Origin of the sequence: Thiomonas arsenitoxydans, assembly GCF_000253115.1 — a bacterium.
Taxonomy (GTDB): domain Bacteria; phylum Pseudomonadota; class Gammaproteobacteria; order Burkholderiales; family Burkholderiaceae_C; genus Thiomonas; species Thiomonas arsenitoxydans.
The window spans coordinates 2,832,325-2,858,168 of record NC_014145.1 but is presented as its reverse complement, the minus strand read 5'-3'; the positions used below and the strand labels follow the sequence as shown (position 1 = coordinate 2,858,168).

The following is a 25,844-nucleotide window of genomic DNA, read 5'->3' as shown; positions in this document are numbered from 1 at the left end:
CCCGCTGGAAACAACAGGTCGAACACCTTGGCGCGCAAGACCTGGGCAAGGCCAAGTGGTATGTCGACTATGCAGTCCGCGTCGCCCGAGTTGAGCGTTCCTACGCCAAGGTGAAGGTTGACCGGGCCGTGGTTTGATTCGCGCTGCGGTGCGGGTCTTACACTGCACCGCTTTGCGTCTTCAACTGCCTCATGCTCAACGCTGCCCAGGAACGTGCCGTCGCCCATCTGTCCGGGCCTTGCCTCGTCATCGCCGGGGCGGGCAGCGGTAAGACGCGGGTCATTACGCACAAGATCGGGCGGCTGCTGCGCGCTGGGCTTGAGCCCGATCAGATCGCGGCCATCACCTTCACCAACAAGGCGGCAGCCGAAATGCGCGAGCGTGCGGCGCAACTGGTGGACAAGCGCGGCGTGGCCAGCAAGCTCGCGATCTCCACCTTCCACGCTTTAGGCGTGCGCATGTTGCGCGAAAGCGGGCAGGCGCTGGGGTTGAAGCCCAAGTTCTCCATCCTCGCGGCCGACGACGTCACCGGCCTGCTGCGCGATGCCGGCGCCACCACCGATAACGCCCAGGCGCGGCGCTGGCAGTGGACCATCAGCCTGTGGAAAAACGCCATGCTCACGCCCGAAGCGGCGGCGCGCGTGGCCGAGAACGACGACGAGCGCGTGGCTGCCAAGGTGTACGCGCGTTATGCCGACATGCTGCAGGCCTATCAGGCGGTCGATTTCGACGACCTGATCTGGCTGCCCGTCACCCTGTTGCAGCAGCACGCCGACGTGCGCGAGCACTGGCAGAACAAGCTGCGCTATCTGCTGGTGGATGAATACCAGGACACCAACGCCGCGCAGTACGACTTGCTGCGTCTGCTGGTGGGCGACAAAGGGCGATTTACCGCAGTGGGCGACGACGACCAGAGCATCTACGGCTGGCGCGGCGCCACGCTGGACAATCTGCGCCGCCTGCAGACCGACTGGCCCACGCTCGAAGTCATCAAGCTGGAGCAAAACTACCGCTCGACCAACGCCATTCTGCGGGCGGCCAACGCCATTATCCACAGCAACCCCAAGCTCTACCCCAAGAGTCTGTGGAGCGAGCATGGCGAGGGCGAGGCGGTGGAGGTGCGCGCCGCGCAGAATGAAGACGAAGAGGCGCAGATGGTGGCCGCGCGCATCCAGGCGCTGCGCAGCGGGCGTAATGCCGAACTGGCGCACATCGCCGTGCTCTACCGCGCCAATCACCAGTCGCGTCCGCTGGAGCAGGCGCTGCGCCGCGCCAACATCCCCTATGTGGTCAGCGGCGGGCAGAGCTTTTTCGACCGGGCCGAGATCAAGGACGTCTGCGCCTATCTGCGGCTGCTGGCCAATCCCGACGACGATCCCGCCTTTCTGCGCGCCGTTACCACGCCGCGCCGGGGCATCGGGCCGCAAACCCTGGCGGCGCTGAGCACCTTCGCCGGGCAATGGAAAGTGTCGATGTTCGAGGCGCTGTTCCGAGATTCCATGCCTGCCGCGGTGGGCGCGCGCCCTGCCGATCATCTGCGCGAGTTTGGCCGTCTGCTGCACGACATCGAATGGCGCGCCCGCACCGCGCCGGCGGGTGAGTTGCTGCGCGAGATGCTCGAAACCATCGGCTTTCGCGCCTGGCTGGAAGAGCACAGCGACAACCCGCGCGAGGCCGAGCAGCGCTGGAAGAACGTGGACGACTTTTGCGGCTGGATCGAGCGCAAGGCCGAAGAAGACAAGGTTGGCCTCACCCAGATCGCCCAGACCATTTCGCTCATCACCCAGTTACAGGAGCGCGGCGAGCAGCGCGACGCCGTGACCCTGTGCACCCTGCACGCCGCCAAAGGACTGGAGTGGCCGCATGTGGTGCTGGCCGGCTGCGAGGAAGGTCTGCTGCCGTTTTTCACCGACGACCGGCCGCTGACCGACACCACGCTGGAAGAAGAACGCCGCCTGATGTATGTGGGCGTGACCCGCGCGCGCCAGACCCTGGTGCTGAGCTGGTGCCAGAAGCGCAAGCAGGGGCGCGGCGCGGCGGGGCGCAGCCCCAGCCGCTTCATCGGTGAAATGCAGACTGGGCAGCCCAAGACCAGCAACAAGGACGCCGCAATGGCGCGCATCGCCGCCCTGCGCAGCCGACTGGGTGCGGCGGCGGCCGAGGAAAGCGCTGCCGCTGCTGAGGCTGAAGCGAAGACTTGATCAGGGCGCAGCCCCTAGCCGAATCGCCCCGAATCGGCTATGTTCTGGAAATCGAACGGGCGTGCTTTTTTCCGTTGCGCTGCATTCAAAACAAAGCAGGAGACAGTTCATGGAGCGGATCTGGCTGGCGAACTATCCCGCAGGCGTGCCTGCGGACATCGACCCGGACATTTTTTCCAATGTTGGAGCGCTGCTGGAGCGCAGCTTCAAGGCCTACGCCGAGCGTCCCGCCTACGCCTTCATGGGGCACAAGACGACTTACGCGCAGTGGGAGGCGCAAAGCACCGCGTTGGCGGCTTATCTGCAATCGCTGGGGCTGAACAAGGGCGACCGCGTGGCGATCATGATGCCCAATGTGCCGCAATATCCGGTGGCGGTCGCCGCCGCGCTGCGCGCCGGGCTGGTGGTGGTCAACGTCAACCCGCTCTACACCCCGCGTGAACTCGAACACCAGCTCAAGGACAGCGGGGCGGTGGCCATCGTCATCCTCGAAAACTTCGCCCATACCCTGCAGCAGGTCATCGACCGCACCGCAGTGCGTCACGTGATCGTGGCGAATATGGGCGAAACCCTGGGTTTTCCGCTGGGCGCCATCGTCAACTATGTGGTGCGACACAAAAAGCGGCTGGTGCCGCGCTGGTCGCTGCCGGGCCATGTGGCCTGGAAGGCGGCGCTCGGTCAAGGGTCTGGCTTGTCCTTCAGTCCGCCGCAGGTGGGGGCGGAAGACGTGGCCCTGCTGCAATACACCGGCGGCACCACCGGCGTGGCCAAGGGCGCCACGCTCACTCACCGCAATATCGTCGCCAATATCGTGCAGTCCGCCGCCTGGTATGCCCCGGCGCTGGGCAAGCTGCCTGCTGGAAAGCAACTCAACACCATCTGCGCGCTGCCGCTCTATCACATCTTCGCTTTCACCGTGATCATGATGCTCAGCGCCCACGAGGGCGGCATGATGATTCTCATCCCCAACCCGCGCGACTTACCGGCCACGCTGAAGGAACTGGCGAAGTACGAGGTGCACTCCTTCCCGGCGGTGAACACGCTGTTCAACGGCCTGCTCAACCACCCGGACTTCGACACGGTGAACTGGAAGGCGTTGAAAATGTGCCTGGGCGGCGGCATGGCCGTGCAGGAGGCCGTGGCCAAGCGCTGGCTGGAGCGCACCGGCTGCCCCATTTGTGAAGGCTACGGCCTGTCTGAAACCTCGCCCTCGGCCATCTGCAACCCCACCGATACCGACCGCTACAGCGGCACCATCGGTATGCCGATTCCGTCCACTGAGTTGCAACTGGTGGACGACAACGGCCGCGAAGTGGCGCCCGGTCTGCCCGGAGAAATTGCCTTGCGCGGGCCGCAGGTGATGCGCGGCTACTGGAACCGCCCGGAAGAATCCGCCAGCACCTTTACCGCCGACGGCTTTTTACGCACCGGCGATATCGGCGAGATCGATGCGCGGGGCTTCGTGAAAATCATCGACCGCAAGAAAGACATGATTCTGGTGTCGGGCTTCAACGTCTATCCCAACGAGATCGAGGGCGTGGCGGTGATGCATCCCGGCGTGCTCGAAGCCGCCGCGGTGGGCGTGCCTGACGCGAATTCCGGCGAGGCGGTCAAGCTGTTCGTGGTGAAAAAAGATCCGGCGCTGACTGAAGCGCAACTGCGCGATTTCCTGCACGAGCAACTCACCGGCTACAAGCGGCCCAAGTTCATTGAGTTCCGCGGCGAACTGCCCAAGACGCCGGTCGGCAAGATTCTGCGGCGGGAGCTGCGTCCGGAGTAGGAGCCCCCACACTCCGGCTTCGCCTGCGCTGCCCCCCGAGGGGGCTGCCGTCGCCTTGGGGCGGCCCTGCGGCGGCGGCGTGTTCCTGTCCTGGGTGTGGCGGGCGTCAGTGGGTTTGCTGGGTGCGCAGGTCGCGCAGCAGGTTCAGGGTCTGCTGCAGATTGAGGGCGCGGGAGAATACCCAGCCCTGAATCATCGGGCAGCCCGCGCGCTCCATCCACAGCAGGTCGGCGACGGTTTCCACACCCTCGGCCACCACTTCCAGGTTGAGGGTCTTGGCCATGGTGAGGGTGGCGCGGGCGATGGCGGCTTTGAAGCGGTCGGTGCTCACGCCCGAGGCAATGGCGCGGTCGATCTTGATCTGCGACACCGGCAGGCGGGTGAGATAGCCGAGGTTGGAATAGCCCACGCCGAAGTCGTCGAGCGAGAGCTGCACGCCCATCTGGCGGAATTGCTCGAACACCGCGAGCAGGTCGGGGTTGTGCTCGATTTCCACGTTTTCGGTGAGTTCGAGTACCAGCTTGTCGCGTGGCACGTCGAAACTGGCCGCCATGTCGAAGATGCAGGACACGCAGGCGTTCACATGCAGTTGTCGCGGCGACACGTTGTAGGCCATGGTGCCTGTGAAGCCTTGTTCCTTGCGCAGGCGCGCGAAGCCCTCCAGGGCGACGGACATCATCACCGGGCCGAAGCTGTCGAGCAGGCCGCAGTCGGCCAGGATGGTGATGAACTCGTCGGGCTGCACGCGCTCGCCGTTGCCGCGCGTCCAACGCGCCAGAGCCTCGACCCCAGCGATCTCGTAGGCGCTGCGCAGGATCTCCAGCGTGGCGGAGTCGTCGTGCAGCAGCACGTTTTGCTTGCGTGACCAAATGGGCTGGAAATGCACCTCGAAGCGCCGGTTGGCAATGGCCGCGCGCAGCTCTTCTTCCAGTTGCGAGCGGCGTTCGATGCGCGACTGCAACGCCACCGAGAACGACTCCACGCGATTGCGCCCCAGCATCTTGGACTCATGCATCGCCGCATCCGCGCGCCCCAGCAGTTCGGCCGTGGTGCGGCCGTGCTGCGGGAACACCGCTACCCCGATGCTCGCGGTGGTCTGCAGGGTGCGCTCGGCATGGTGCATGGGCTCGCCGAGCGACTGCTGCACCAGCATGGCCATGCGCAGGGCCTGCGCGGCGTCATGCGCGTCGCGGGCCAGGATGAGGAATTCGTCGCCGCCAAAGCGCGCGGCGGTGTTGTTGGGCCGGGCGAGCTGCACCAGGCGCTGCGCGGTTTCCACCAGGACCTTGTCGCCGACGGCGTGGCCCAGCGCGTCGTTGATCAGCTTGAAACGGTCGAGGTCGATGAAGAGCACCGCGAAGCTCTGTCCCGGCGGGGTGACGGCAATTGCGTCTTCCACATGCTTTTCGAACAGGGTGCGGTTGGCCAGGCCGGTGAGCGTATCGCGATAGGCGGCAAGTTCGAGTTTTTCTTCGGCTTGGTGCGCCTTGGTGACGTCGCGCACCACGCCGCGGTAACCCTGAAACAGACCGAGATGGTCGATCATCGGCGAGGCGTCGATCCGCCACCACAGCAAGGCCTGATCCGGCCCGAGGCGGAATGGCACGATGAGATCGCGCACCTCTTCATGTTCTTCCATGAGAAAGCGCAGTTGCGCCCACTCCGGTGAAAACTCCTGCCCCGGATAGAGCGAATTGAGGTTGTGCCCCACCAGATTGAGCGTTGCCAGAGGAGACTCGCTAGCGCGGCGCGAGCTGCGGGTGATGTAGGTCAGGACATCGTTGGGGTCGGACTCCCAGAACCACTCGCTCGACAACTCCGCCAGCATGCGAAAGCGGCTCTCGCTGCGCTGCAGCCGGGTCTGCGTTTGCCGCAACTCGGTGATATCCCAGGTCAGGCCGAAGATGCGCGTGGCGACGCCATCGGGCCCGCGCTCGCGCACCATGCCGTGGTTCATGGTGGTCACTGTGCTGCCGTCCACGCGGATGAAGCGGGTCTCGACCGTCTGCACAAAACCATCGGGGGCACTGATGCGCGCAATCGCCTGTTCCAGCGCGGGCAGATCGGCTGGCGCCACATGGCCCATCCATTCCGGAATGGTGAAGGTCTTGGGCTCATGCCGGTGCGCCTCGTCGAGCCAGTTCTGCTCGGCGTGCAATTGCCCGGTCTGCAGATCGAGTTCCCAGACCGTCAGTCCCGGACTGGTGCGCAGCAGGTCGAGCGAGGTGTCGCTGGCATGCAGTCGGGTGGTGTCCTGCATGAAGCAGAAATAGCCGAGTACCGCGCCTTGTTCATCGGGCGGAAAAGGCACCAGCCGCACCCGCAGCCATCTTTTCGCCTGGCGTCCTGCGTGATGCCCCTGGCGTTCGTATTGCGCGATCTCGCCGCGCAGCACGGCGACAATGGGTTGCGTGATGGTGACCAGCGTTTCATGCGGAACCAAGGCATCCAGCGACTTGCCCAGCAGTTCCGCCGGGGTCTTGCCCAGCCAGTTCGCATACGCCGTATTGCAATACAACAAGTGGCTGTGCGCATCGAAACAAGCGGCCATCAGCGGCAAATGCTCCGCCCACTGTGCAATGTCCTCGCACCAGGAGTCGGCAACTCGCGCTTGTGTTTCTTGCCCCATATGCCGGGATGTTCCTGCAGAAAAATGAAGAGGAACGGTCACTATTCAATACGAATTTCGATGACCGGGCTCATATCGCTGTTTGTCGTTGTTTGCGACTTTGTAAAGTCTAAGCGAAGCAGCGTAGCAGGGGTAAGCTGCGGAGGATTTGGCGAAATGTGTCAATTTTTGAAACGCCGGAAAAATTGGCTGTTCGAAAGTTGGACAATTTCATCCACATCGCCGCCAAGCAGGAGGGTTGGGCGATTCAGTTCATTGAAAAACATAATCGGAGGGGGTATGAAAAACGTGATGTGGAACTACCGGCATGTAGCCGTGTTGGGCTTGGTGGCGCTTCTGGCGGGGTGTGGTGGGGGTGGGGGTGGAGGAACAGCACCTGCGACCTGCACGGCGGATTGTGTTTCAGGCAAGGTGACAAACAGTTCTGGAGGTGGCGTCTCCGATGTCTACGTCACGGCGACCAACCCAGCAACTGGACAGGTTTGTTCCACTTCTCCCAACAAAACGACCAGTGATGGCAGTTATGTGTTGTCGACCACGGCTTGTGGAAACAATGCCGTAGTCATTACGGCGCCAATCGGCAGCGACACTGTTGTGAATAGTTGGAATCCCGATCAGCCCAGCACGGGGGTGAATCTCAATCCTGGTACGACGTCCTCGTTAGCAGCCTTTGCTGGTACTTGGACGGCAAGCTACTCATCTTCGTTGCCGTCCGGCGGTGATTCTGGTAGTTGCACGGTAGTCGTCAATCAATCAGGAGTGATCGACGCAACCCAAAATGTGAACAACTGCACTTCCAACTTGTACGGGTCTTTCACCTTGACCGGAGCCTTGAATGATCAAGGGCAGTTTATGGGCAACACGAGCACAGGTGCCACGTATATCGGTCAGTTCGATGCGACCAACAAGTCAGCAAATGGCACATGGCAGAACAGCGGCAATACGGACAAAGGGCCGTGGCTAGCCTCGTTGCCGTGAGCATAAAGTGACTTGAATGGAAACAGGCCGCCTCGGGCGGCCTGTTTCCATTTGGCCGCGGGCTTTTACACTGACCGGCATGACTTCTTCTGTCGTTCATCCTCCCGGTCGCTCCTATGTCGTCGGCGGAGCGGTGCGTGATGCCTTGCTCGGGCGTCCGCATGGCGACCGCGACTGGGTGGCGGTGGGGGCGACGCCGCAGCAGATGATCGATGCCGGGTTCCTGCCGGTGGGGCGCGACTTTCCGGTGTTTCTGCATCCGCAAACCCACGAGGAATACGCGCTGGCGCGCACCGAGCGCAAGACGGCGCCGGGCTATCGGGGATTTGTCGTGCAGGCGGCGCCCGAGGTCACGCTGGAGGAAGATTTGTTGCGCCGCGACCTCACCATCAACGCCATGGCGCGCGCGGCGGATGGCACGCTTATCGATCCCTACGGCGGCCAACGCGATCTGCAGGCGCGGGTGTTGCGGCATGTGTCGGCGGCGTTTGCGGAAGACCCGGTGCGCATTCTGCGGCTGGCGCGGTTCGCGGCGCGCTTCGGCGATTTTTCCGTCGCCCCCGAAACCATGGACTTGATGCGCCACATGGTGCATGCGGGCGAGGTGGACGCGCTGGTGCCCGAGCGGGTGTGGCAGGAACTGGCGCGCGGCCTGATGGAGCCGCAGCCGCAGCGCCTGTTCGCGGTGCTGCGCGATTGCGGCGCGCTCGCGCGGTTGCTGCCGGAGGTGGACCGTCTGTGGGGCGTGCCGCAGCGGGCCGACTATCACCCCGAGATCGACACCGGGGTGCACGTCATGCTGGTGCTGCAGGCGGCGGTCGCACTCGACGCTCCGCTTGCAGTGCGCTGGGCTTGTCTGATGCACGATCTTGGCAAGGGTACGACCCCGAAGGACGTGCTGCCGCGCCATATCGGACACGAGCAGCGCAGCGTGGCGCTGGCGGCCGAAGTGGCGCGGAGACTGCGCGTGCCGACCGACTGCGCCGAGCTGGCCGCCGTGGTGGCTGCCGAGCACGGCAATATTCACCGCTGTCTGGGCTTGGGCGCCGAGGCCACACTGCGTCTACTGCAGCGCTGCGACGCCTTGCGCCGACCGGAGCGATTCGCGCAGGCGCTGCTGGCCTGCGAAGCCGATCATCGCGGTCGCGGCGGCGATTTTCCGCAGCAACCGTATCCGCAACGCGCGCGCTTGCTGGCCGCACTGGATGCGGCGCAGGGCGTGGACGCGGGGGCGATCGCTCAGCAAGTGACGCAATCGGGCGGCAAGGCCACGGCAATTGCGCAGGCGGTGCAAGCTGCGCGCGAGCAGGCTGTGGCGCTGCAACTGCCCCCCATCATGGCAGGCTGAACGCCATGGTGTCGCAGCATTTCCCATCGGGCCGCTCGGGCTGGATCGCGTGGTTGCGCGGTGCGGCGCTTTGCTTCCTTTTCGCCGGGGGCGTGGCCGCGCAGGCGGCGACGCCGCGCACCAATCATCTCTCGGATTCGCACGATCCTTACCTGCAGGAACACGCCCATGACCCAGTGGACTGGTACCCCTGGGGGGCGCAGGCGCTGGACGAGGCGCGGCGCGAGAACAAGCCCATCTATCTCTCCATCGGCTACTCGGCCTGTTACTGGTGCCATGTGGCGCAGCGCGAGCTTTACCGCAACCCGCAGATCGCCGCGTTGATGAACCGCTGGTTCGTCAACGTGCTGGTCGACCGCGAACAGCGGCCCGACATCGACCACATCTACATGCTGGCGCGGCAAATCATGACGCGCGACAGCGGCTGGCCGAACAATGTCTTCCTCACCCCCGATCTGCAGCCGTTCTACATCGGCAGCTACTTCCCGCCCAAGGCCACGGCGCAGCAGGAGGGCTTTCCCACCCTGCTTGCGACCTTGCACAAGAACTGGACGCAGCATCCGGCCGAGGTCAAGCGCATCGCCGCGCAGATCGCGCAGGCCATGCAAGCTGCGGCCATTTCGGGCGATGCCTCGGCGCCGATCGACCCTGCGGCCTGGACGCAGACCGCGCAGACCGAGGCGCTTCACCGCTTCGACGCCCTCGACGGCGGTTTCGCCTCAGCCACTTCTGCCGCGCGTTTTCCGCAGCCGCCGCTGCTGGCCTGGATGTTGGCGCGTGGCGGCGCGGGCGAGCCGAAAGCGACGTATGCCGCGGTGTTCACGCTGCAGGCTATGGCGCAGGGCGGGCTGATGGATCAACTCGGCGGCGGTTTTCGCCGCTACGCCGTCGATCCCGGCTGGTCGGTGCCGCATTTCGAGATGATGCTGTCGGACAACGCCCAACTGCTCTCGGTCTATGCGCGGGCCTACGCGCAGACCCGGCTGCCCGACCTGCGCTGGACGGCGCAGCGCACCGCGCGCTTTTTGCTGCGCGATCTGCGCCTGCCACAAGGCGTGTTCGCCACGGCCATCGCCGCCGAGACCGGCGGGGTGGAAGGCGCCACCGATCTGTGGACGACCGCCCAGATCGACGGCGTGCTCGGCCCGCAGCAGGCGCAGGCGTGGTTTGCGCTCTATGCGCTCACGACCGTGCACCCGGGAAGCGAATCCGGCGTGCTGCGCCAGCGGCGCGACGTGGCCGAGCACCTGCTGCGGCAGGGGCAGTGGGTCGCGCGGCTGGAACAACTCGCGCCGCAGCGCCGCGCCCTGCTGGCCGCGCGCAACCATCGCCCGCAGCCGCGGCGCGATGACAAGATCGTCACCGCCGACAACGCGATGGCCATCCGCGCGCTGGCTCAGGCGGGCATGGTGCTGGACGACCGCACGCTGACTGAGGCCGCCGTGCGCGCGGCCGACTGGGAGTGGCAGCACGCCTGGAACCCGCGTCAGCGTCTGCTGGTGCATCAATGGGCGGGCGGGCACGTCGGCAATCCCGGTTTTCTCGACGATTACGCCGAGCTTGCCCGCGCCTATCTCACCCTCGCCAGCGTGCAGCACGATGCGCGCTGGAGCCAGCGCGCCAGCGATCTGGTCGCGGCCATGCTGCAGCGGTTTGCCGCGCCAGATGGCAGCCTGCGTTCGGCGCCCACATCCGATGCCTTGCCCTTCCCCACGCCCTTGCAGGGCGATGTGCATCGGCCTTCGGGGCAGAGCGCGGCCATTGCCGTGCTGCTTGAATTGGCGCAGCGCACCGGGCAGGCGCATTGGGCTGATGCGGCGCGCCGCGCGCTGCGGCCCCTGGCGCTGCAAGTGCAGGCGCGCCCGCTCGATTGGCCCGATCTGCTGCAGACGCTGGGTAGTGCTGCGGGGCGAGCGGTGTTTGCGTCGCCGCAGCAGATAGCTCGCATCCGGCCTGCAGACTGCTCGGGTCTGCCGCAAGGCGCATGTTCCTCAGACCGGGTACAGGTGAAATGGTTGGCGAGCGACCGGCTGCAATTGCACATCGCACCGAGCTTTCACATCAACGCGAACCCGGCTACCGAGCCGAATTTGATCGCTACCACCCTGCTGGTCGGCGGCCAGCCGCTGCCGGGGGTGCGCTATCCGCCGCCGCTGCTGTTTCGTCCGGCTTTCGCCCCTCAGGGTATTGCTGTGTGGGAAGGGCGGGTGACGCTGGATCTACCCGCCCTGACGCCCGCTCAGCGCGCCGCGCTGGCGCTGCGGGTGCAAGCCTGTAACGCCACAACCTGTCTGGCGCCTAGCGTGATGCCAATCACCGCGCCGACATCCTCCCCACCCCAGCCCTCCCCACAAATGGGGAGGGAGTAGCGCGCCTTTTTTTACTCCTCCTCCACGCAATGGGGGAGGTTGGGAGGGGGAGTGGTCACCCCATCAGCCGCGGCGTGCCCGTGCGTTGCAGGCGGTCGTCGATTTCGCCCAGAGCGGCGCTCAGGCCGTTGGCATTGGCCTCAATGGCGCTGCGCAATTCGCGGTCGAGTTGGTCGATGCGCGCGATCAGCTTGTCCATGTCGGTGCTGTGCAACTGGCGCAACTCGTCGAAGCGCGAGGCTTCGGCCTTGTCGGCCAGTTCGCGCTGGGCCTTGAGCTCCTTGGCGACGCGGCGCGATTCGCTCATCATCCCGGCCTGTAGCACCACGATGTAGATCAGGAACACCGCCGCTAGCGCCACGATGAGCCCGAGCATGATCAGCCCCAGCGGCGCCTTCGCCGTGGTGAAGCCCAGCGATAGTTCGGTGGGCGCCATCAGCACGCTCCAGTTCAGTGCGGAAAAGATGGCGATGAGCACAATCACCAGGATGACCAGGCCGCTGCGCAAATTCATGTTCGCTCCCTTGTTGTCGAATGCGTTCGCTACAGTTTAGGGTCTACACCCGCCCTAGCAATCATGCGTTGCGGCACGCACCTTGCTTGCTGAATCAGCGCCCCATCAACGGAGACTTCGATGACCCCCAGCATTCCCGCCACCCTGATCGCCGGAGACGGCATCGGCCCCGAAATCATGGAGGCCACCCTGGCCGCGCTCGACGCGCTGGGCGATCCCTTCGACTGGGACGCGCAGGTGGCGGGCCTGGGCGGGGTGAAGACCGCGGGCGACCCGCTGCCCGCGGCCACACTGGCCAGCATCCGCACCACGCGGCTGGCGCTCAAAGGGCCGCTGGAAACGCCCTCGGGCGGCGGCTATCGCTCCAGCAATGTTCGCCTGCGCGAGGCCTTCAAGCTCTACGCCAATATGCGCCCGACCAAGACGCTGATTCCCGGAGGGCGCTATGACAACATCGATCTGCTGGTGTTTCGTGAGAACGTCGAAGGCCTGTATATGGGCTACGAGCACTACATCCCGATCGACGGCGACCCGCACGCCGTGGCTATTGCCACCGGGGTGAACACGCGGCAGGGCGCGCGCAACATCCTCGACTACACCTTCCGCACCGCCATCGCGCTGGGGCGCAAAAAGGTGACCGTGGTGCACAAGGCCAACATCATGAAGGCGCTCACCGGCATCTTTCTAGAAACGGCCTATATGCTGCACAAGGAGAAGTACGCCGACCAGATCGCGCTCGACGACGTGATCGTCGATGCCTGCTGCATGAAGCTGGTGATCAACCCGTGGCAGTTCGACACCCTGGTGACCACCAATCTGTTCGGCGACATTTTGTCGGATCTGGCCGCAGGGCTGGTGGGTGGACTGGGCATGGCGCCCGGCGCCAACATCGGGGAAGATGCAGCCATTTTCGAGGCGGTGCATGGCTCGGCGCCTGACATCGCGGGCAAGGGCATCGCCAACCCCATCGCGTTGATGCTGGCCGCTGCCCTCATGCTCGACCATGTCGATCTGCACGACAAAGCCAACCGCCTGCGCCAGGCGATTTCCGACACGCTGAATGTGGACCACATCCGCACCGGCGATCTGGGCGGGCGGGCCAATACCCAGCGCTTTACCGACGCCATCGTCAGCCGCATCAAGAACGGTTGACGACGCGCGGTAACGCGCAGTCCAACTGCACTTTCAGTCCTTGCGGGTCTCAGGCGTGTAGTGCGTCTGCAGGTAGGTGATGATTTCCTTGGCCGTCGCTTCCTGGATGGGGGCGCCAAAAGCCTTGATCATCTTGTGCACCTCGGCTTCCCACGTCGCCGCGGGCAGCGGGGGCTGCTGGGTGATGTAGGTCACGCTGTGGCACATGCTGCAGTTGCCCAGCGTGGCATCTCGCCCGGGACCTGCGGCCAGCTCGGCGGTGTAAGTGGGCCACTTGCCCACCCGATACACCGCACCGTTGCCCGGCTGCACGCGCGCGGGCTGCAGTTCCGAGCCCAGCGGGCCTGCGGCATAGTCGCCGGCACTCAACAACCCGGGGCGTGGGGTTTCGGCCAGTGCCGCGGGCAGGGACAGCGTCAACAGCGCCAGCCCAGCGGCGGCAGCGAGGGTGAGCAGGTTGAGGGTTTTTTGCATGATCTTCTCTCCCGTTCAGGCGCCGAGCACCAGCACCTGCTGGCGCTCGATCTTGTTCCACAGATAGCCGCCGGGGTTCCACACCCCGCTATCGGGCTGCACATGTCCGCCGGTGTCGGTGGCGCGCACCGCCAGCGTCTGCAAGCCGGTTAGCTCGGGCTTCCACGCCAGTTCGAACTCGCGGAAGGAATAGCGGCCGAGATCGCGCCCGAGCTTGGCTGCCTTCCAGGTCTGGCCGCCGTCGGTCGAAACCTCGACCTTGCGGATACCGCCCATGCCGCTGAAGGCGATGCCGCGGATCACCGTGGGCAGGCCTTGTACCACGGGGGCGCTGTCGTCCGGGTCGATGATGAAGGAGCGCACCGGCATGTTCACATGACCGATGGGCACCAGTTTGACCTTACCCGCTTTGAGTTCTTCCGGCGTGGTGCTGCCGTTGGGGGTGTCCGGAATTTGATAGGCCGGGTACATCCAGAAGTTGGTGTCCGGCGTGGTGAGCGCGCGGATGTGGGTGAGGTGTTTGGTCCAGTACGTGGCGAACTTGCCCGGCATGACTAGCCGCACCGGAAAGCCGTTGAGCATGGGCAGCGGCTCGCCGTTCATGGCATAGGCGATGATGGCCTCGTCAAGAATGGGCTCGTGGATGTCCCACGACTTGATGAAGCGGTGCGATCCTTTGCCCTCGGGGCCTGGCCCGTGGTCGAGACCTTCGAACTGTATCTGCACCGTGCCCTTTTCAATACCGGCGCGGGCCAGCACGTCGCGCAGGCGCACGCCCGTCCACATGGCATTGCCCATCGCGCCGTTGCCCCACTGACCTCCGGGCACGCGCGGCTGAAAGTAGCTACGAGAATTGCCCGAGCATTGGTTCACCGCAGCAATGTCCACGCTGCGGAACTCGCGCAAGAGCTGATCGAAGCTCAACTGCAGCGGGCGCTTGAAGTTGCCGGTGAGCTCCAGACGCCAGGTCTTGAGGTCGATCGCGTTGGGAATATCGGGCAAGTGATAGCGCACATAGAACGCCTCGTTGGGCGTGATGGCGCTGCGGAAATAGGCGCGCGGGGTTTCGAGCTGAATCGGGCGGTCGGTCAGGCGCAGCAGCGGCGACTTCTGCGGGTAGGTCACATACGGCCCCACGCTGTTCCAGAACGGATTGGCGCCAGGTCCGGTGAAGCTTTGCAGCGGGGTTTCGGCCTGTGCTGCGACCACGGCCCAGGCCGGGCGCGCAATCAGTGCCGCGGTGCTCGCGGCGGCCAGCGTCAGCCACTCGCGACGATGCAAGGTGCGATCCATCAAGTTCTCCTCGGGTTGGGCCATCGCGCGATGGGGGGCGTGGCCGTTGCTTTTAGACACGAATCTAACGTGTCCTCACCCTGAGGTCATGCGTGTTTTCATACAGGCGGGGGCATGGCGGCGGGTCGCGCCCGCCGCTGCGTTCAGAGCCCGGTGAAGCGGCTGACAATGCGGAAATACAGCCCGCGCGGCAGCAGCTGCAGCAGCTTGAGCCACAGGGTGAAGCGGCGCGGAAAGTGGATGTCGAAGCGGCCCGCTTCCAGTCCGGCGAGGATGGCGGCGGCCGCCTGCTCCGGGGTGATGAGCGCGGGCATGGCGAAAGTGTTCTGCGCGGTGAGCGGTGTTTCCACGAAACCGGGGTTGATGACATGCACGCCGATGCCCAGCGGGCGCAGGTCGAGGTAAAGCGTTTCGGCGAGATTGATCAGCGCGGCCTTGGTCGGCCCGTAGGCCAGCGCCTGCGGCAGCCCGCCAAAGCCGGCCACGCTGCTGACCAGGGCGATATGCCCCGCGCGTTGGGCGTTGAACAGCGGCAGCGCGGCATCGAGGGCGTGCAGCGCACCGCGGTAGTTCACATCGTCATGCTGCAAGGCACTGGCCAGATCGAATTCGGTGGCACGCATGGGGCGGTAGGTGCCGGCGCAATAGAGCAGCAGATCGAGGCCGCCCCAGTCGCGCTGCAGACTTTGCATCGCGGCGCGCAGGGCCCGCGCATCGGTCACGTCGAGCGGCAGGGGTAGGGCGCCGTCGATCTGCTGCAGCGCCTGCGCATTGCGCGCCGACACCGCCACCCGCGCACCGCGCTGCAGCAGCGCGACGGCGGTGGCGCGGCCGATGCCGGTGGACGCGCCGATCACCCAGACACGCCGTTCCTTCCAGCCAGTGATGCGCGGGTTGAGCGGCATGGTCATCAGGGCTTGTTGAACGACAGGAACACGCTGCCCACCTTGAAGCCGAACTTGGTGATGACCGAATGGTTGAGCAGCACATGATCGTCCATCAAATACATCCAGTCGTCGAACTGCACGTTGTAGACCGTGCCATCCACCGGCAGCGCCAGGGTGTAGTGCCAGTTCAGCGCATTGCCCGCCGCGCGGCCGATGGCCTCGCCGATCACATCGCCCGCGGTGCCGATATAGCGCTTCTCGCCATCTTTTTCGGGCAACTCGCGGATGGTCCAGATGCGCTCCTGCTTGGCGCCATCGTTGTAGATAAAGTGTTCGTCCAGCGTACCCACGTCGCCCTTCCAGGAGGCGTCGATGGTCACATGAAAACGCCGCGTCATCTTGCCCGAGCGGTCGAACACAATGCCCACCGCGGTGAGCCGTCCGTTGAAATACTGCTTGAGATCGAACGTGGGCGTCTGACCCCGATAAGCCAGCGGCGTGACGCTGGCGCAGCCCGACAGCAGACTGATGCCCAGCACCGCGGCCAGCAGCCAGCCGCGACGAAACGACATCCAGGAGTGCAAAGCAGATTTGAACGACATGGGAAGACTCTCCATTCAGGAAGCAAACGCGGCCGGGCCTGACCGACCGCGAACGAAAAATTGCCATAGCAGCCCGGCAGACACGAGCTTGAGCAAAGACGGCAACAGGCAGTACGCCACCACCAGCGGGGGCAGCACACCGGTTTCCAGCGTGCCCGGTCGGTAGCCGAACAGCGCCAGCAGCGGCAAAGCCAGCCCGGCAGCCAGTGCGAGGTTCAGCTTGGTCGCAAAGTTCCACACGCCGAAGTAACTCCCTTCGAGCCGGTTGCCGTGCCCGCCCGCGCGGATCACCCCGGCGAGCAGCGCGGGCGGCATCACCAGATCGGGTCCGAGCGCTGCGCCCGACAGCACCACCACCAGCGCATAGCCCCAGCGATCGCCCGGCTGCAGCAACGCCGCCCAGACGAAAGCCGCTACCGCCAGCCCCATGCCCAGCAGCCAGCAGCGCGCCGCGCCCCAGCGCCGCACCGCGCGCAGCCAGATCGGCACCAGCAGCCCGGCCGCGGCGAAATAGGCGAACAGATACGCGCCCGACAGCGCCGCCGCATCGAGCCGGTCGCGGATGAAAAACAGCACCAGCGTGGCCGGAATGGCTGCGGCGATGCCGCTGGTGACGAACACTGCGAGCAGGGCCACGAAGCGCTGATTGTGCAGCGGCTCCAGCAGGGTGCGCCAATGCAGAGAGGTCGTGGCTGCGGCCCGGTGCGGCGCCGGATCGGGCGCGCGCCACACCAAGACCAGGCCGACGATCAGCGCGAAGGCGAACACTCCCACCAGCGCGCTGGCGCCGCCCAGCTGGGGCGTCAAGGCGGCGAGCAGCACCCCGGCCAGCCCGAGCCCCTCACGCCAGGCCACGGTGCGGGCGAGCTGCGTCTCGTCGGTGCCCAGGGTGGCGCCCCAGGCCTGATGCACGATGGACGCGGCGCTGAACCCCAGATAGGTGAGCAGCAGCGCCGCGATGAACAGCAGGGTGAAGCGCCATTCGCCCGCAGCAAAGGGAAGCAGCGCGGGCAGCGCGAACAATGCGGCAAACCCCGCGAACATCAGCGCGCAGGCCGCGAGCAGCGCAGGTTTGGCCCAGCCGCGCCGCAGCAGATGATCGGCCAGCCGCCCCAGCCAGGGATCGAACAGCGCGTCGGCAAAACGGGTGAGAAGCAGTACGGCGCCGAGATAGCCCAGCGGCACCGCATAACGCGTGGCGTAATGCTCCGGCAGATAGACGTAAAGCGGCAGCGCGACGAAGGCGAACGCCAGACTGGGCGCGCCATAGCGCAACAACGCCAGGGCGTGCAGCGGCGCGGCTGAGGGTGTGAGCGCAGCCGCTGCGGCGGGCAAGACGGCGGGCGGCGCGTTCATGGCTGAGTGGACTGCTCGCCCAGATTGGCCAACAGATCGCGGCGCAGCCCGGGGGCGGGCGTTTGCGGCGATAGCCAGATCGAGAAAAACGCGCGGGCGAAGGACACGCCGTTTTCAGCGCCGCGCCGCGCGCCGTTGAAATAAAAGCGGGTCTGCGCAGGCAGGGCGCCCGCGGGGGTGAACACGCCGGTGAGGGTGTCGCCGTCGGCCACATCGGGAAAAAGCCGCTGCATGGCTTGCAGCCAAGCGGCGCGTTGCTGCGGCGTGCCTTCACCGAGTTTGCGCATCTCCTCCTCGGAGCGCGCGGCGATGTCGGCGCCCTTGAGGCTGCGGGCGTAGCGCAATTGCAGGGCGAAGGGCGTCTCGCCCAGTTGTGCGCCCAAACCTTGCGGGCCGACCCAGAGCGTGGCGTGATAAACCAGAAAACCGAAGTAACGAAAGTCGCCGCTGCCAGCGCGCCGGGCCTGCGAAATCGCGGCGCTGACTTCACTTGGAACGCCTGCAGCAGCTTGCGCCCACGCGCGCCGGGGCAGCGCCGAGGCGGCTACGGCCAGCAACACCGCACGGCGTGACAGCCCGTGCAAGTTGGTTTCAGTGCGCGCGGGCATGGCGCAGGGTGAACTGCCACACATCGGTTGAGCCCTGGCTGAAACCCGCCTCGCAGTAGGCGAGATAGAAGGTCCACAGCCGTAGGAAGCGGTCGTCGAAACCCTGGGCCTTCACCGCTTCGAGCTGGGCGGTGAAGCGCTCGCGCCATAGCGCCAGGGTGTGGGCGTAGTCGGCGCCGAAGGCCAGTTCTTCGACGACCTCCAGCCCTGCGGCCTTGGCTTGCGCGATGAAAGCGCGGCGCGAAGGCAGCATGCCGCCAGGGAAGATGTAGCGCTGGATGAAGTCGGTGCCGCGCCGGTAGTCGTCGAACAGATCGTCGGCGATGGTGATGGTCTGGATGCAGGCGCGCGCGCCGGGTTTGAGTTGACGTGCCACGGTGCGGAAAAAGCCGGGCCAGTAAGCCTCGCCCACGGCCTCGAACATTTCGATGGAGGCGATGCCGTCGTAGCCGTCTGGCGGGGCGATGCGGTCGAGGTCGCGGTAGTCGCACAGTTCGAGCCGGGGCTGCGGCGCGGCCTGGGCGAGCCGGGCGCGGGCGTAGGCCAGCTGCTCGGCGGACAGGGTGATGCCGTCGAGGCGCAGCCTGCGCTGCGCGCCGACTTCGGCCAAGCCGCCCCAGCCGCAGCCGATTTCCAGCACCCGCGCGCCCGGCTGGAGTTGCAGTTGGTCGAGCACGCGGGCGTATTTAGCGGCCTGCGCCTGTTCCAGCGTCAGCGCGGGGTTGCCGTTGAACAGGGCGCTGGAGTAAGTCATGCTCGGGTCGAGCCAGAGCTGATAGAAGGCGTTGCCGATGTCGTAATGCGCGTGGATGTTGTCGCGGCTTCCAGCGCGGCTGTTGCGGCGCAGAAGATGGCGGATGCGGTCGGGCAGCCGGCCCAACAGGCTGCCATGCAGCGCGCGGGCGATGATCTCGCGGTTGGCCACCAGCAGCTTGAGCAGCGCGGGCAGATCGGGCGTGTCCCAGGCGCGGCGCATCCAGGCTTCGGCAAAGGCGATGTCGCCGCGCTTGAGTACTTCGCCCATGACCGCCCAGTCGTGCAGCGCGACTTCGGCATGCGGGCCGTTGTCGTCTTGGCCGAAGTGCCGCCAGACGCCATCCGGGCCGTGAAAATCGAGGCGGCCGATCTGCAGGCGTTCCAGCAGGCGCAGCACGCCGCGCGCGGCCAGCGGGGGTTTGCGCGGCTTGCGGGTTTGGCCTGCGGCGAGGGTCGGGTCGAGAGAGAGCGGTGACAGGCTGCGGTCGCTGGCGTTCATGATCGGCTCGCGAAATGGTCAGGAGGAAGGGGCTTGGAGTGGAAGGGCACGCGCTTGCGCCAGAGCTTGAAGGCTTGCCAGTGGATGCGCGCAATGACGCCGAAGCTGTGCATGGGGTGACGCAGCAGGGCCATGCGGGCGCGGGCGGCGGTGAGCGGCTGCAGGACGCCGCTGATGCTGGTTTCGATCAGCGGGCCTTGGGCGTCGTCATGGTCGATGCGCAGAAGCATGCGGTCTGTGCCCGCGCCCGTGCTGCGCATGAATCGGAAGCGGTAGCCGCCCTCCACCGTGCAGAACGGCGAGACGTGGAACACCTTGCTGGCGCGATATTCGGCGCCCCATTGCAGGCTGCGCTCGCCCGCCGGTGGGGTGAGGATGTAGCAGTGCCGTTCGCCGAAGGTGTTGTTCACCTCGGCCACGGCGCAGCGCAGGCTGCCGTCGGCGCGCTCGCACAGCCACAGGCTCACCGGCTTGAACACATAACCCCAGATGCGCGGAAAGGTCTGCAGCCAGATTTCGCCATCGGCGTCGAGAATGCCTTGCGCCGCGAGCAGGTCTTGCAGCCAGGCCAGGCTGTCGCTGCCGCCGTCGCCGTGGTCGGCATCGAAAAAGCTCATCGCGCCAAAGCGGTTGCGGGCGATGGGCAGCAGTGCCGGGTCGCGCGCCAGGCTGCGCATGGGCAGCAGCAAAAACATCGCGCGGTAGCTGAAAGCATGCACCGCCGGGCGCAGGCGGCGGTGCCGTACTGGGCCACTGCCAATGAGCGGCTGGTGCGGGTGGGGCGATGCAGCGGTGGACATAGCGCTGGCTTTCATGCGGCCATGGCGCGGTCGGCGGGTTGCGCGTCCACATGGGTCAGCAGGGCTTGCGCCGCGGCGTAGCCCGACTTCAGGCCATCTTCATGAAAGCCATAGCCGCACCAGGCCCCGCAGAAGTAGCTATGCCGCTGGCCTTGCAGTTCGGGCACGCGCCGTTGGGCATCGATCGCCGCTTGGTCGAAGATCGGATGGGCGTAGCTGATCTCGCGCAGCACGGTGTGCTCGGCGGGCTCGCGCAGCGGGTTGAGCGACACCACGATGGGGCGTTGCGTGGGCAGGGGCTGCAGCTTGTTGAGCAGGTAGTGCAGGCAGACGGTTGGCTGCTCGCCGTGCGCGTTCACCGTGCTTTCGTAATTCCACGCGGCCCAGGCTTGGCGCGCCTGTGGCAACAAGCGGGTGTCGGTGTGCAGCAGCGCGCGGTTGGGTTGGTAGCGGATGGCCCCGAGCACTTCGCGCTCGGCCGGGCTGGGGGAGTCGATCAGGGCGAGAGCCTGATCGCTGTGGCAGGCGAAGATCACTTCGTCGAACCAGATGGCGCCGCCCGCCGTATGCAGTTCAACCCCGTTGTCATGCCGCACCACCCGCTGCACGGGAGTGCGCAGACGCGCGTCGGGCAGTTGGGCGAGCATTTTCTGCACATACTGCCGCGCGCCGCCGCGCACGGTGAACCATTGCGGCCGGTTGTTGACCTGCAGCAGGCCGTGGTTGTCGCAGAAGCGCACCAGCGTGGCCAGCGGAAAGTCGAGCATCTGCCCCGGTGGGCACGACCAGATGCAGGCGGTCATCGGCAGCAGATACCAGTGCAGAAACGAATCGCTATAGCCTTCGCGACGCAGGTAGTCGCCCACGGTCTGGTTGAGGTCGAGTTCGGCGTCGGGTTTGCGCGCCAGCGCCGTGGCTTCGCGGTTGAAACGCAGGATGTCGCGCAGCATCCGCCAGAAGGACGGTCGGGTCAGGTTGCGGCGCTGGGCGAAAACCGTGTTCAGGTTGGAGCCGCTCCATTCCAGCGTGTTGCCGTCGGACAGCGGGGTCTGAACCGAGAACGACATGTCGGAGGTCGCCAGCGGCACGTCCAGCTCGGCGAACAGCGCCTGCAGCTTGGGATAGGTGCGCTCGTTGAGCACCAGAAAACCCGTGTCCACGGCGAAAGGCACTTCGCCGGGCAGATCGACATCCACCGTGTGGGTGTGGCCGCCAAAGTGCGAACCGGCCTCGAACAGCGTGATCTGCGCCCGATGGCGCAAGGCCCACGCCGCCCCGAGGCCTGAGATTCCCGTTCCAATGATGGCTATGCGCATGGTTTTGGCTCCCTGGCCGCGTTAGGTTTTGCGGCCTTCTACCAAGGCATACGCCGAATGGTTGTGGATGGATTCAAAATTCTCCGATTCCACGGTGTAGGCGGCCACGCGCTCATCGCGCTCCAGCGCCACGGCGACATCGCGCACCAGGTCTTCGACGAATTTGGGATGGTCGTAGGCGCGCTCGGTGACGTACTTTTCGTCGGGCCGCTTGAGCAGGCCCCAGAGTTCGCACGAGGCCGCCGTCTCGGCGATGCGAATCTGCTCGTCCAGCCCCATTTCACCGCGCAGCGTGGCGCCGATGGTGACATGCGAGCGCTGGTTGTGCGCGCCGTAATTGGAGATTTCCTTGGAGCAGGGGCACAGGCTGGTGACCGGCACCTGCACCTTCTGCGTGAGCGTCAGCGCGCCCGCCTTCTGCGCCGCGTGCAAGGTGACTTCGTAATCCATCAGGCTCTCCACGCCCGACACCGGCGCGGTCTTGCGGGCAAAGTAGGTGAACTGCGCGGTGATGGCGCCTTCGCTGGCCTGTAGGCGAGTCAGCATGTGCTGCAGCAACACGCCGAGTTGCTGGGCGTCCAGCGGCTCGCGGTGCGCTTCGAGCATTTCGATGAAGCGCGACATATGCGTGCCCTTCACTTCGGGCGGCAGCGCCACCGTCATCTCGAAGGTGCCCACGCTGGGCTGCACGCCCTGCGCTGAGCGAATCTGTACGGGATAGCGCACACTGCGCACACCCACTTGCTGAATGGCGATATTGCGGCGGTCAGGCGTGGCCTGCACATCGGGCAGGGTGGCTGCGGCAGCCTGGGCAAACAGTTTTTCCGGGGCGTTCATGGCGGGCCTTTCTGTGGCGGTGGCGGGGGAGGAGAAATGTCTCAGGGTTTCTGCGCGAGCAGAGTCTTGATCTTGGCAACAAAGTCTTTGTTGTCTGGCGAGACCAGGCTGGGATAGACGCCCACGACCTTGCCGTCGCGGCCGATCAGGTATTTGTAAAAGTTCCACTTGGGCTGATCGCCGGTGGCGAGGATGAGCTGTTCGAACAGCGCGTTCGGCTTGGGCTCAGTGACGTGCGAGGGCGCGAACATCGGGAATTGCACGTTGTAGGTGTCCTTGCAGAACGCGGCGATCTTGGCGTTGTTGTCCATTTCCTGATGGAAATCGTTGGACGGAAAGCCCAGCACCACCAGGCCCTGCTTGCCGTACTCGCGGTACAGCGCCTCCAGCCCCTTGTATTGCGGGGTGAAGCCGCAATAGCTGGCGGTGTTGACCACGAGGATGACTTTGCCCGCGTATTGGCAAAGGCTTTCGGGCTTGTCGTCCTGCAGGCGGGGGAAAGTCTGGTTGAGCAGAGCAGGGCAGGTGGCCGACGCTGCGGGCGCCGACTGAGCTGCGGAGGCGGACGGGCTGAATAGCTGGGCGCCGAGCGCGAGCAGCGCGGCTGCCGCGAAGCGAGAGATCGGGTTAAGCGTAGTGCGGTGCATGGACAACTCCTGTAGACGGGTGGGTGTTTGTCTAGGACAATGATGCTTGAGTTCAACTTCAGTACCAAGTATTTTCAAATTTGTCCTAGACATAAGTAGGGTTATCAGTCTGGGGTCAGACGGCTTACCATACTGTTACGCTGAGAAAGCGCTAATGGATTCAACCTTGGATCCAACTTCTCTACCCACTGCTGGACAAGCAAAGAAATGCAAACCGAAATGCTTTGTCCAAGACGACGATCTTTCCGATGAATGACCGCACCGTGAATACCGCCTTGCAACTCAGCATTGCCGCCGTCGAGCGCGACACCGGCATCGGCAAGGACACGCTGCGGGTCTGGGAACGGCGCTACGGCTTTCCTCAGCCCCACCGAGATGCGTCTGGCGACCGGCTCTATCCGCTCGATCAGGTCGAGCGCTTGCGGGTCATCAAGCGTTTGCTCGACGGCGGGCACCGTCCCGCGCAGGTTGTGGCACTGCCGATCGACGAACTCGATGCCTTGGCGCGCGGCCGCAGCTCGGTCGAGACTTCGCCCGATGCCGCCGTTGCGTCGGGACGCGAGCAAATGCCGGCGGAAAGCGCCGAAGTGCACGCCTACCTCGCGCTGCTTAAACGGCACGATGCCGAACTGTTGCGGCGCGCGCTGCTGCAAGACGCGATGCGCATGGGCATCAGCCGCTTTGTCACTGAAGTGGTCGCTCCGCTCAATTACGGCGTGGGGCAGGCGTGGATGCGAGGCGAACTGGAGGTGTTTGAAGAGCACCTGTATTCCGAGGTCATACAGCGCGCGCTGCGCACTGCCATCGACGCCATTCCTCTGGGTGAAGCGGCGCAGTCGCGTCCCAAAGTGTTGATGACCACCGTGCCGCAGGAGCCGCATGTGCTGGGTCTGCTCATGGCCGAAGCCATGCTGGCGCTGGAGGGTTGCCGCTGCGTTCAGCTCGGCGCGCAACTGCCGCTGGGCAATATGCTCATGGCCGCTCAGGCGCACGCGGCCGATGTGCTGGTGCTGAGTTTCTCGTCCCTGCTGCAGGCCGCGCAGGTGTTCGACGCCCTGGCCGAATTGCGCGACCGTCTGCCGCGTGCCGTCGAGCTGTGGGCGGGCGGCTCCAATCCGGCGCTGCGCAAGCGTCTGCCCGAGGGCGTGCGGGTGACCGCAGCTTTAACGGACTTGGCGCATAGCGTTCACGACTGGCGCGAACGGCATCGCGTGAGCGGTTTCTGATCCAAACCCTAATCGCGCGACTGATCGACGTTGCGCGGATTGAGCGGCGGCGGTGCTTCGCTGTCGCCAACCGACGCATTGGAGACGGCGTGCTGGCGCCCGGTGATGGCGTCGAACAGCGAGGTACGGCCGCTGGCGCCCTCCTTCAGTCCCAGGGCTTCGGCATACACCGAGCGCTCGCGCAGCAGGCTGCCGATCACCGAGGCCACCACGCAGGCCGGCATGGCGGCCAGCACCACGTTGTAATTGCGCGTGATCTCGAACACCATGATGGCCGACATCGCCGGCGCATGGGTGGTGGCCGCCAGCAGACTGCCCATGCCCACCAGCACCCACAAGGCCTGCGCGTGCGTGGCGTCACCCAGCAGCAGGGTGTGCTGCACCATCAGGCCGATGGCGCCGCCGAGCATCAGCGTGGGCGTGAGCACGCCGCCCGGAATGCCCGCCGCGCTCGCTGCTGTCACCGCGATGATGCGCAGCACGAACACCAGTACCAGGGTGGACAGCGCCCAGTGATCGACCAACATGGATTGCACCACGCTGTAGCCATTGCCCCAGACCTCCGGGCGGATCATCGACAGCAGGCCGATGAGCAGGCCAGCAAGCCCCATGCGCAGCGGTAGGAAATCGATCAGCGGCTGATAGCGCTTGCGTGCCGTGTCGAGCAGCCAGAGGAAGGCGGGCCCGAGCAGCCCGGCGATCACGCCGATGAACACGGCATCGACCAGGTCAGAAAACCCCACCACCGGGATGGTGTGAGACAGGTAAAGCGGCCCGGTGGCGAACAGCGCTTGCGTGGTGAGTTCGCCCATCACCGCGGCGACCAGCACGGCCGCGATTTCACGCAGCGCCAGACCGCCCAGAATGATTTCGGCAACGAACAGCGTGCCCGCAATCGGCGCGTGATACGCCCCGGCGAAACCAGCGGCCGCCCCACACGCCACGATGAGCCGACGATGCGCTGCATCCGTCTTGCCGATGCGGCCCAACAAAGACGACACCAGCGCCGCGAACTGGATCATGGTGCCCTCGCGGCCGATGGTGATGCCGCTGCTCACCCCGACCAGAGACGACAGCGTGCGCGTGAGGTTGGGGCCTAGCGGCAACCGACCATCGCCCACCAGCACCGCCTCCATGTATTCCGGCCCGCGCGGACGCTTGATCCAGCGGTGCCCGGCCCACATGATCAAGCCCCCTAGCGTGGCGCCTACTGTGGGGATGACCACCCGCGCCCAGAGCGGCAGCCCCGCGGCGGCGGCCACGAGATGTTCTTGTTCCGTGTAAAGGCGCATGACCGCGTACATGGCCTGGCGGAATCCCTCTACCGCGATCGCAGCGATGAAACCCACCGCAGCGCCGACCAGCGTCATGGGCACCATCGGATCGATGTTCCGCCAAAACAGGCGCAGTCGGCCGAACAATGCGGAGGTCACGGCAACAGACTCACTTTCTCGAAGCGCCCGACATGCAGGTCAATCGATGAATGGATGGAAATAGATTGATCAAAATCATATCGACTTCCGTTTGGCGCAGGCGTGAACAAAAGTGAACGCGCCTGCAGAATCTAGCGTC

21 protein-coding genes are annotated in these 25,844 nt (G+C 65.4%); 7 read left to right on the top strand and 14 right to left on the bottom strand.

Annotated elements, in window-relative coordinates; translation table 11 throughout:
* The first annotated feature begins 191 nt into the window (after positions 1 to 191).
* Together THI_RS13440 and THI_RS13435 are read left to right on the top strand one after the other, a co-directional pair.
* The gene (locus THI_RS13440) at positions 192 to 2,201 is read left to right on the top strand and encodes an ATP-dependent helicase (RefSeq protein WP_013106799.1); all 2,010 of its coding nucleotides are present in this window, start codon (positions 192 to 194) and stop codon (positions 2,199 to 2,201) included.
* Between the two features lie 109 nt (positions 2,202 to 2,310).
* Entirely contained in the window at positions 2,311 to 3,981 is a 1,671-nt protein-coding gene (locus tag THI_RS13435; protein WP_013106798.1) for a long-chain-fatty-acid--CoA ligase, read from the top strand.
* A gap of 106 nt (positions 3,982 to 4,087) precedes the next feature.
* On the opposite strand, the gene THI_RS13430 is transcribed toward THI_RS13435, so the two are convergent.
* The gene (locus THI_RS13430) at positions 4,088 to 6,610 is read right to left on the bottom strand and encodes a sensor domain-containing protein (RefSeq protein ID WP_013106797.1); all 2,523 of its coding nucleotides are present in this window, start codon (positions 6,608 to 6,610) and stop codon (positions 4,088 to 4,090) included.
* A gap of 279 nt (positions 6,611 to 6,889) precedes the next feature.
* Here THI_RS13430 and THI_RS18925 point away from each other — a divergent pair, with 279 nt between their 5' ends.
* From THI_RS18925 to THI_RS13415, 3 genes are all read left to right on the top strand, one after another.
* Positions 6,890 to 7,588, top strand: a complete 699-nt coding sequence (locus tag THI_RS18925; protein ID WP_141130601.1) for a carboxypeptidase-like regulatory domain-containing protein — start codon at positions 6,890 to 6,892, stop codon at positions 7,586 to 7,588.
* Positions 7,589 to 7,667: 79 nt separating this feature from the next.
* Positions 7,668 to 8,936, top strand: coding sequence for a multifunctional CCA addition/repair protein (locus tag THI_RS13420; protein ID WP_041609019.1), 1,269 nt, complete (start codon positions 7,668 to 7,670; stop codon positions 8,934 to 8,936).
* Between the two features lie 5 nt (positions 8,937 to 8,941).
* Positions 8,942 to 11,305, top strand: a complete 2,364-nt coding sequence (locus THI_RS13415) for a thioredoxin domain-containing protein (RefSeq protein ID WP_013106795.1) — start codon at positions 8,942 to 8,944, stop codon at positions 11,303 to 11,305.
* A 55-nt stretch (positions 11,306 to 11,360) separates the two neighbouring features.
* Here the strand turns inward: THI_RS13415 and THI_RS13410 are convergent, their stop codons facing one another.
* Positions 11,361 to 11,819, bottom strand: coding sequence for a signal transduction histidine kinase (locus THI_RS13410; RefSeq protein WP_013106794.1), 459 nt, complete (start codon positions 11,817 to 11,819; stop codon positions 11,361 to 11,363).
* Between the two features lie 120 nt (positions 11,820 to 11,939).
* Here THI_RS13410 and THI_RS13405 point away from each other — a divergent pair, with 120 nt between their 5' ends.
* Entirely contained in the window at positions 11,940 to 12,971 is a 1,032-nt protein-coding gene (locus tag THI_RS13405; protein ID WP_013106793.1) for an isocitrate/isopropylmalate dehydrogenase family protein, read from the top strand.
* Positions 12,972 to 13,004: 33 nt separating this feature from the next.
* On the opposite strand, the gene THI_RS13400 is transcribed toward THI_RS13405, so the two are convergent.
* From THI_RS13400 to THI_RS13350, 11 genes are all read right to left on the bottom strand, one after another.
* Complete coding sequence (locus THI_RS13400; protein ID WP_013106792.1) at positions 13,005 to 13,445, bottom strand: hypothetical protein; 441 nt, start codon at positions 13,443 to 13,445, stop codon at positions 13,005 to 13,007.
* A gap of 15 nt (positions 13,446 to 13,460) precedes the next feature.
* Entirely contained in the window at positions 13,461 to 14,738 is a 1,278-nt protein-coding gene (locus tag THI_RS13395; protein WP_013106791.1) for a molybdopterin-dependent oxidoreductase, read from the bottom strand.
* A 143-nt stretch (positions 14,739 to 14,881) separates the two neighbouring features.
* Positions 14,882 to 15,649, bottom strand: coding sequence for an SDR family NAD(P)-dependent oxidoreductase (locus THI_RS13390; protein ID WP_013106790.1), 768 nt, complete (start codon positions 15,647 to 15,649; stop codon positions 14,882 to 14,884).
* On the bottom strand, positions 15,649 to 16,227 hold the full coding sequence (locus tag THI_RS13385) for a DUF3833 domain-containing protein (protein ID WP_197535427.1): 579 nt from the start codon (positions 16,225 to 16,227) through the stop codon (positions 15,649 to 15,651). The genes THI_RS13390 and THI_RS13385 overlap by 1 nt, the downstream gene beginning before the upstream one ends.
* Positions 16,228 to 16,242: 15 nt before the next feature.
* Complete coding sequence (locus tag THI_RS13380) at positions 16,243 to 17,583, bottom strand: MFS transporter (protein WP_013106788.1); 1,341 nt, start codon at positions 17,581 to 17,583, stop codon at positions 16,243 to 16,245.
* Positions 17,580 to 18,191 carry a chalcone isomerase family protein gene (locus THI_RS13375; RefSeq protein WP_041609018.1) on the bottom strand — a complete coding sequence of 204 codons (612 nt, stop codon included), beginning with the start codon at positions 18,189 to 18,191 and terminating at the stop codon, positions 17,580 to 17,582. Before THI_RS13375 ends, THI_RS13380 begins: the two co-directional genes overlap by 4 nt.
* Positions 18,175 to 19,446: an SAM-dependent methyltransferase gene (locus tag THI_RS13370; RefSeq protein ID WP_013106786.1), complete on the bottom strand. Its 1,272-nt coding sequence runs from the start codon at positions 19,444 to 19,446 to the stop codon at positions 18,175 to 18,177. The genes THI_RS13375 and THI_RS13370 overlap by 17 nt, the downstream gene beginning before the upstream one ends.
* Entirely contained in the window at positions 19,443 to 20,261 is an 819-nt protein-coding gene (locus tag THI_RS13365) for a DUF1365 domain-containing protein (RefSeq protein ID WP_013106785.1), read from the bottom strand. Before THI_RS13365 ends, THI_RS13370 begins: the two co-directional genes overlap by 4 nt.
* Positions 20,258 to 21,562, bottom strand: coding sequence for an NAD(P)/FAD-dependent oxidoreductase (locus tag THI_RS13360; RefSeq protein ID WP_013106784.1), 1,305 nt, complete (start codon positions 21,560 to 21,562; stop codon positions 20,258 to 20,260). The genes THI_RS13365 and THI_RS13360 overlap by 4 nt, the downstream gene beginning before the upstream one ends.
* 21 nt (positions 21,563 to 21,583) lie before the next feature.
* A complete protein-coding gene (folE2, locus tag THI_RS13355) occupies positions 21,584 to 22,399 on the bottom strand; it encodes a GTP cyclohydrolase FolE2 (RefSeq protein ID WP_013106783.1) in 816 nt (271 codons plus the stop codon).
* Positions 22,400 to 22,440: 41 nt separating this feature from the next.
* Positions 22,441 to 23,046 (bottom strand): glutathione peroxidase, encoded by a 606-nt coding sequence (locus THI_RS13350; RefSeq protein ID WP_013106782.1) that lies wholly within the window; start codon positions 23,044 to 23,046, stop codon positions 22,441 to 22,443.
* Positions 23,047 to 23,294: 248 nt separating this feature from the next.
* Between THI_RS13350 and THI_RS13345 the strand changes: the two genes are divergently transcribed.
* The gene (locus THI_RS13345) at positions 23,295 to 24,272 is read left to right on the top strand and encodes a MerR family transcriptional regulator (RefSeq protein ID WP_013106781.1); all 978 of its coding nucleotides are present in this window, start codon (positions 23,295 to 23,297) and stop codon (positions 24,270 to 24,272) included.
* 8 nt (positions 24,273 to 24,280) lie between these two features.
* On the opposite strand, the gene THI_RS13340 is transcribed toward THI_RS13345, so the two are convergent.
* The gene (locus THI_RS13340) at positions 24,281 to 25,705 is read right to left on the bottom strand and encodes a chloride channel protein (protein ID WP_013106780.1); all 1,425 of its coding nucleotides are present in this window, start codon (positions 25,703 to 25,705) and stop codon (positions 24,281 to 24,283) included.
* Positions 25,706 to 25,844: the final 139 nt, after the last annotated feature.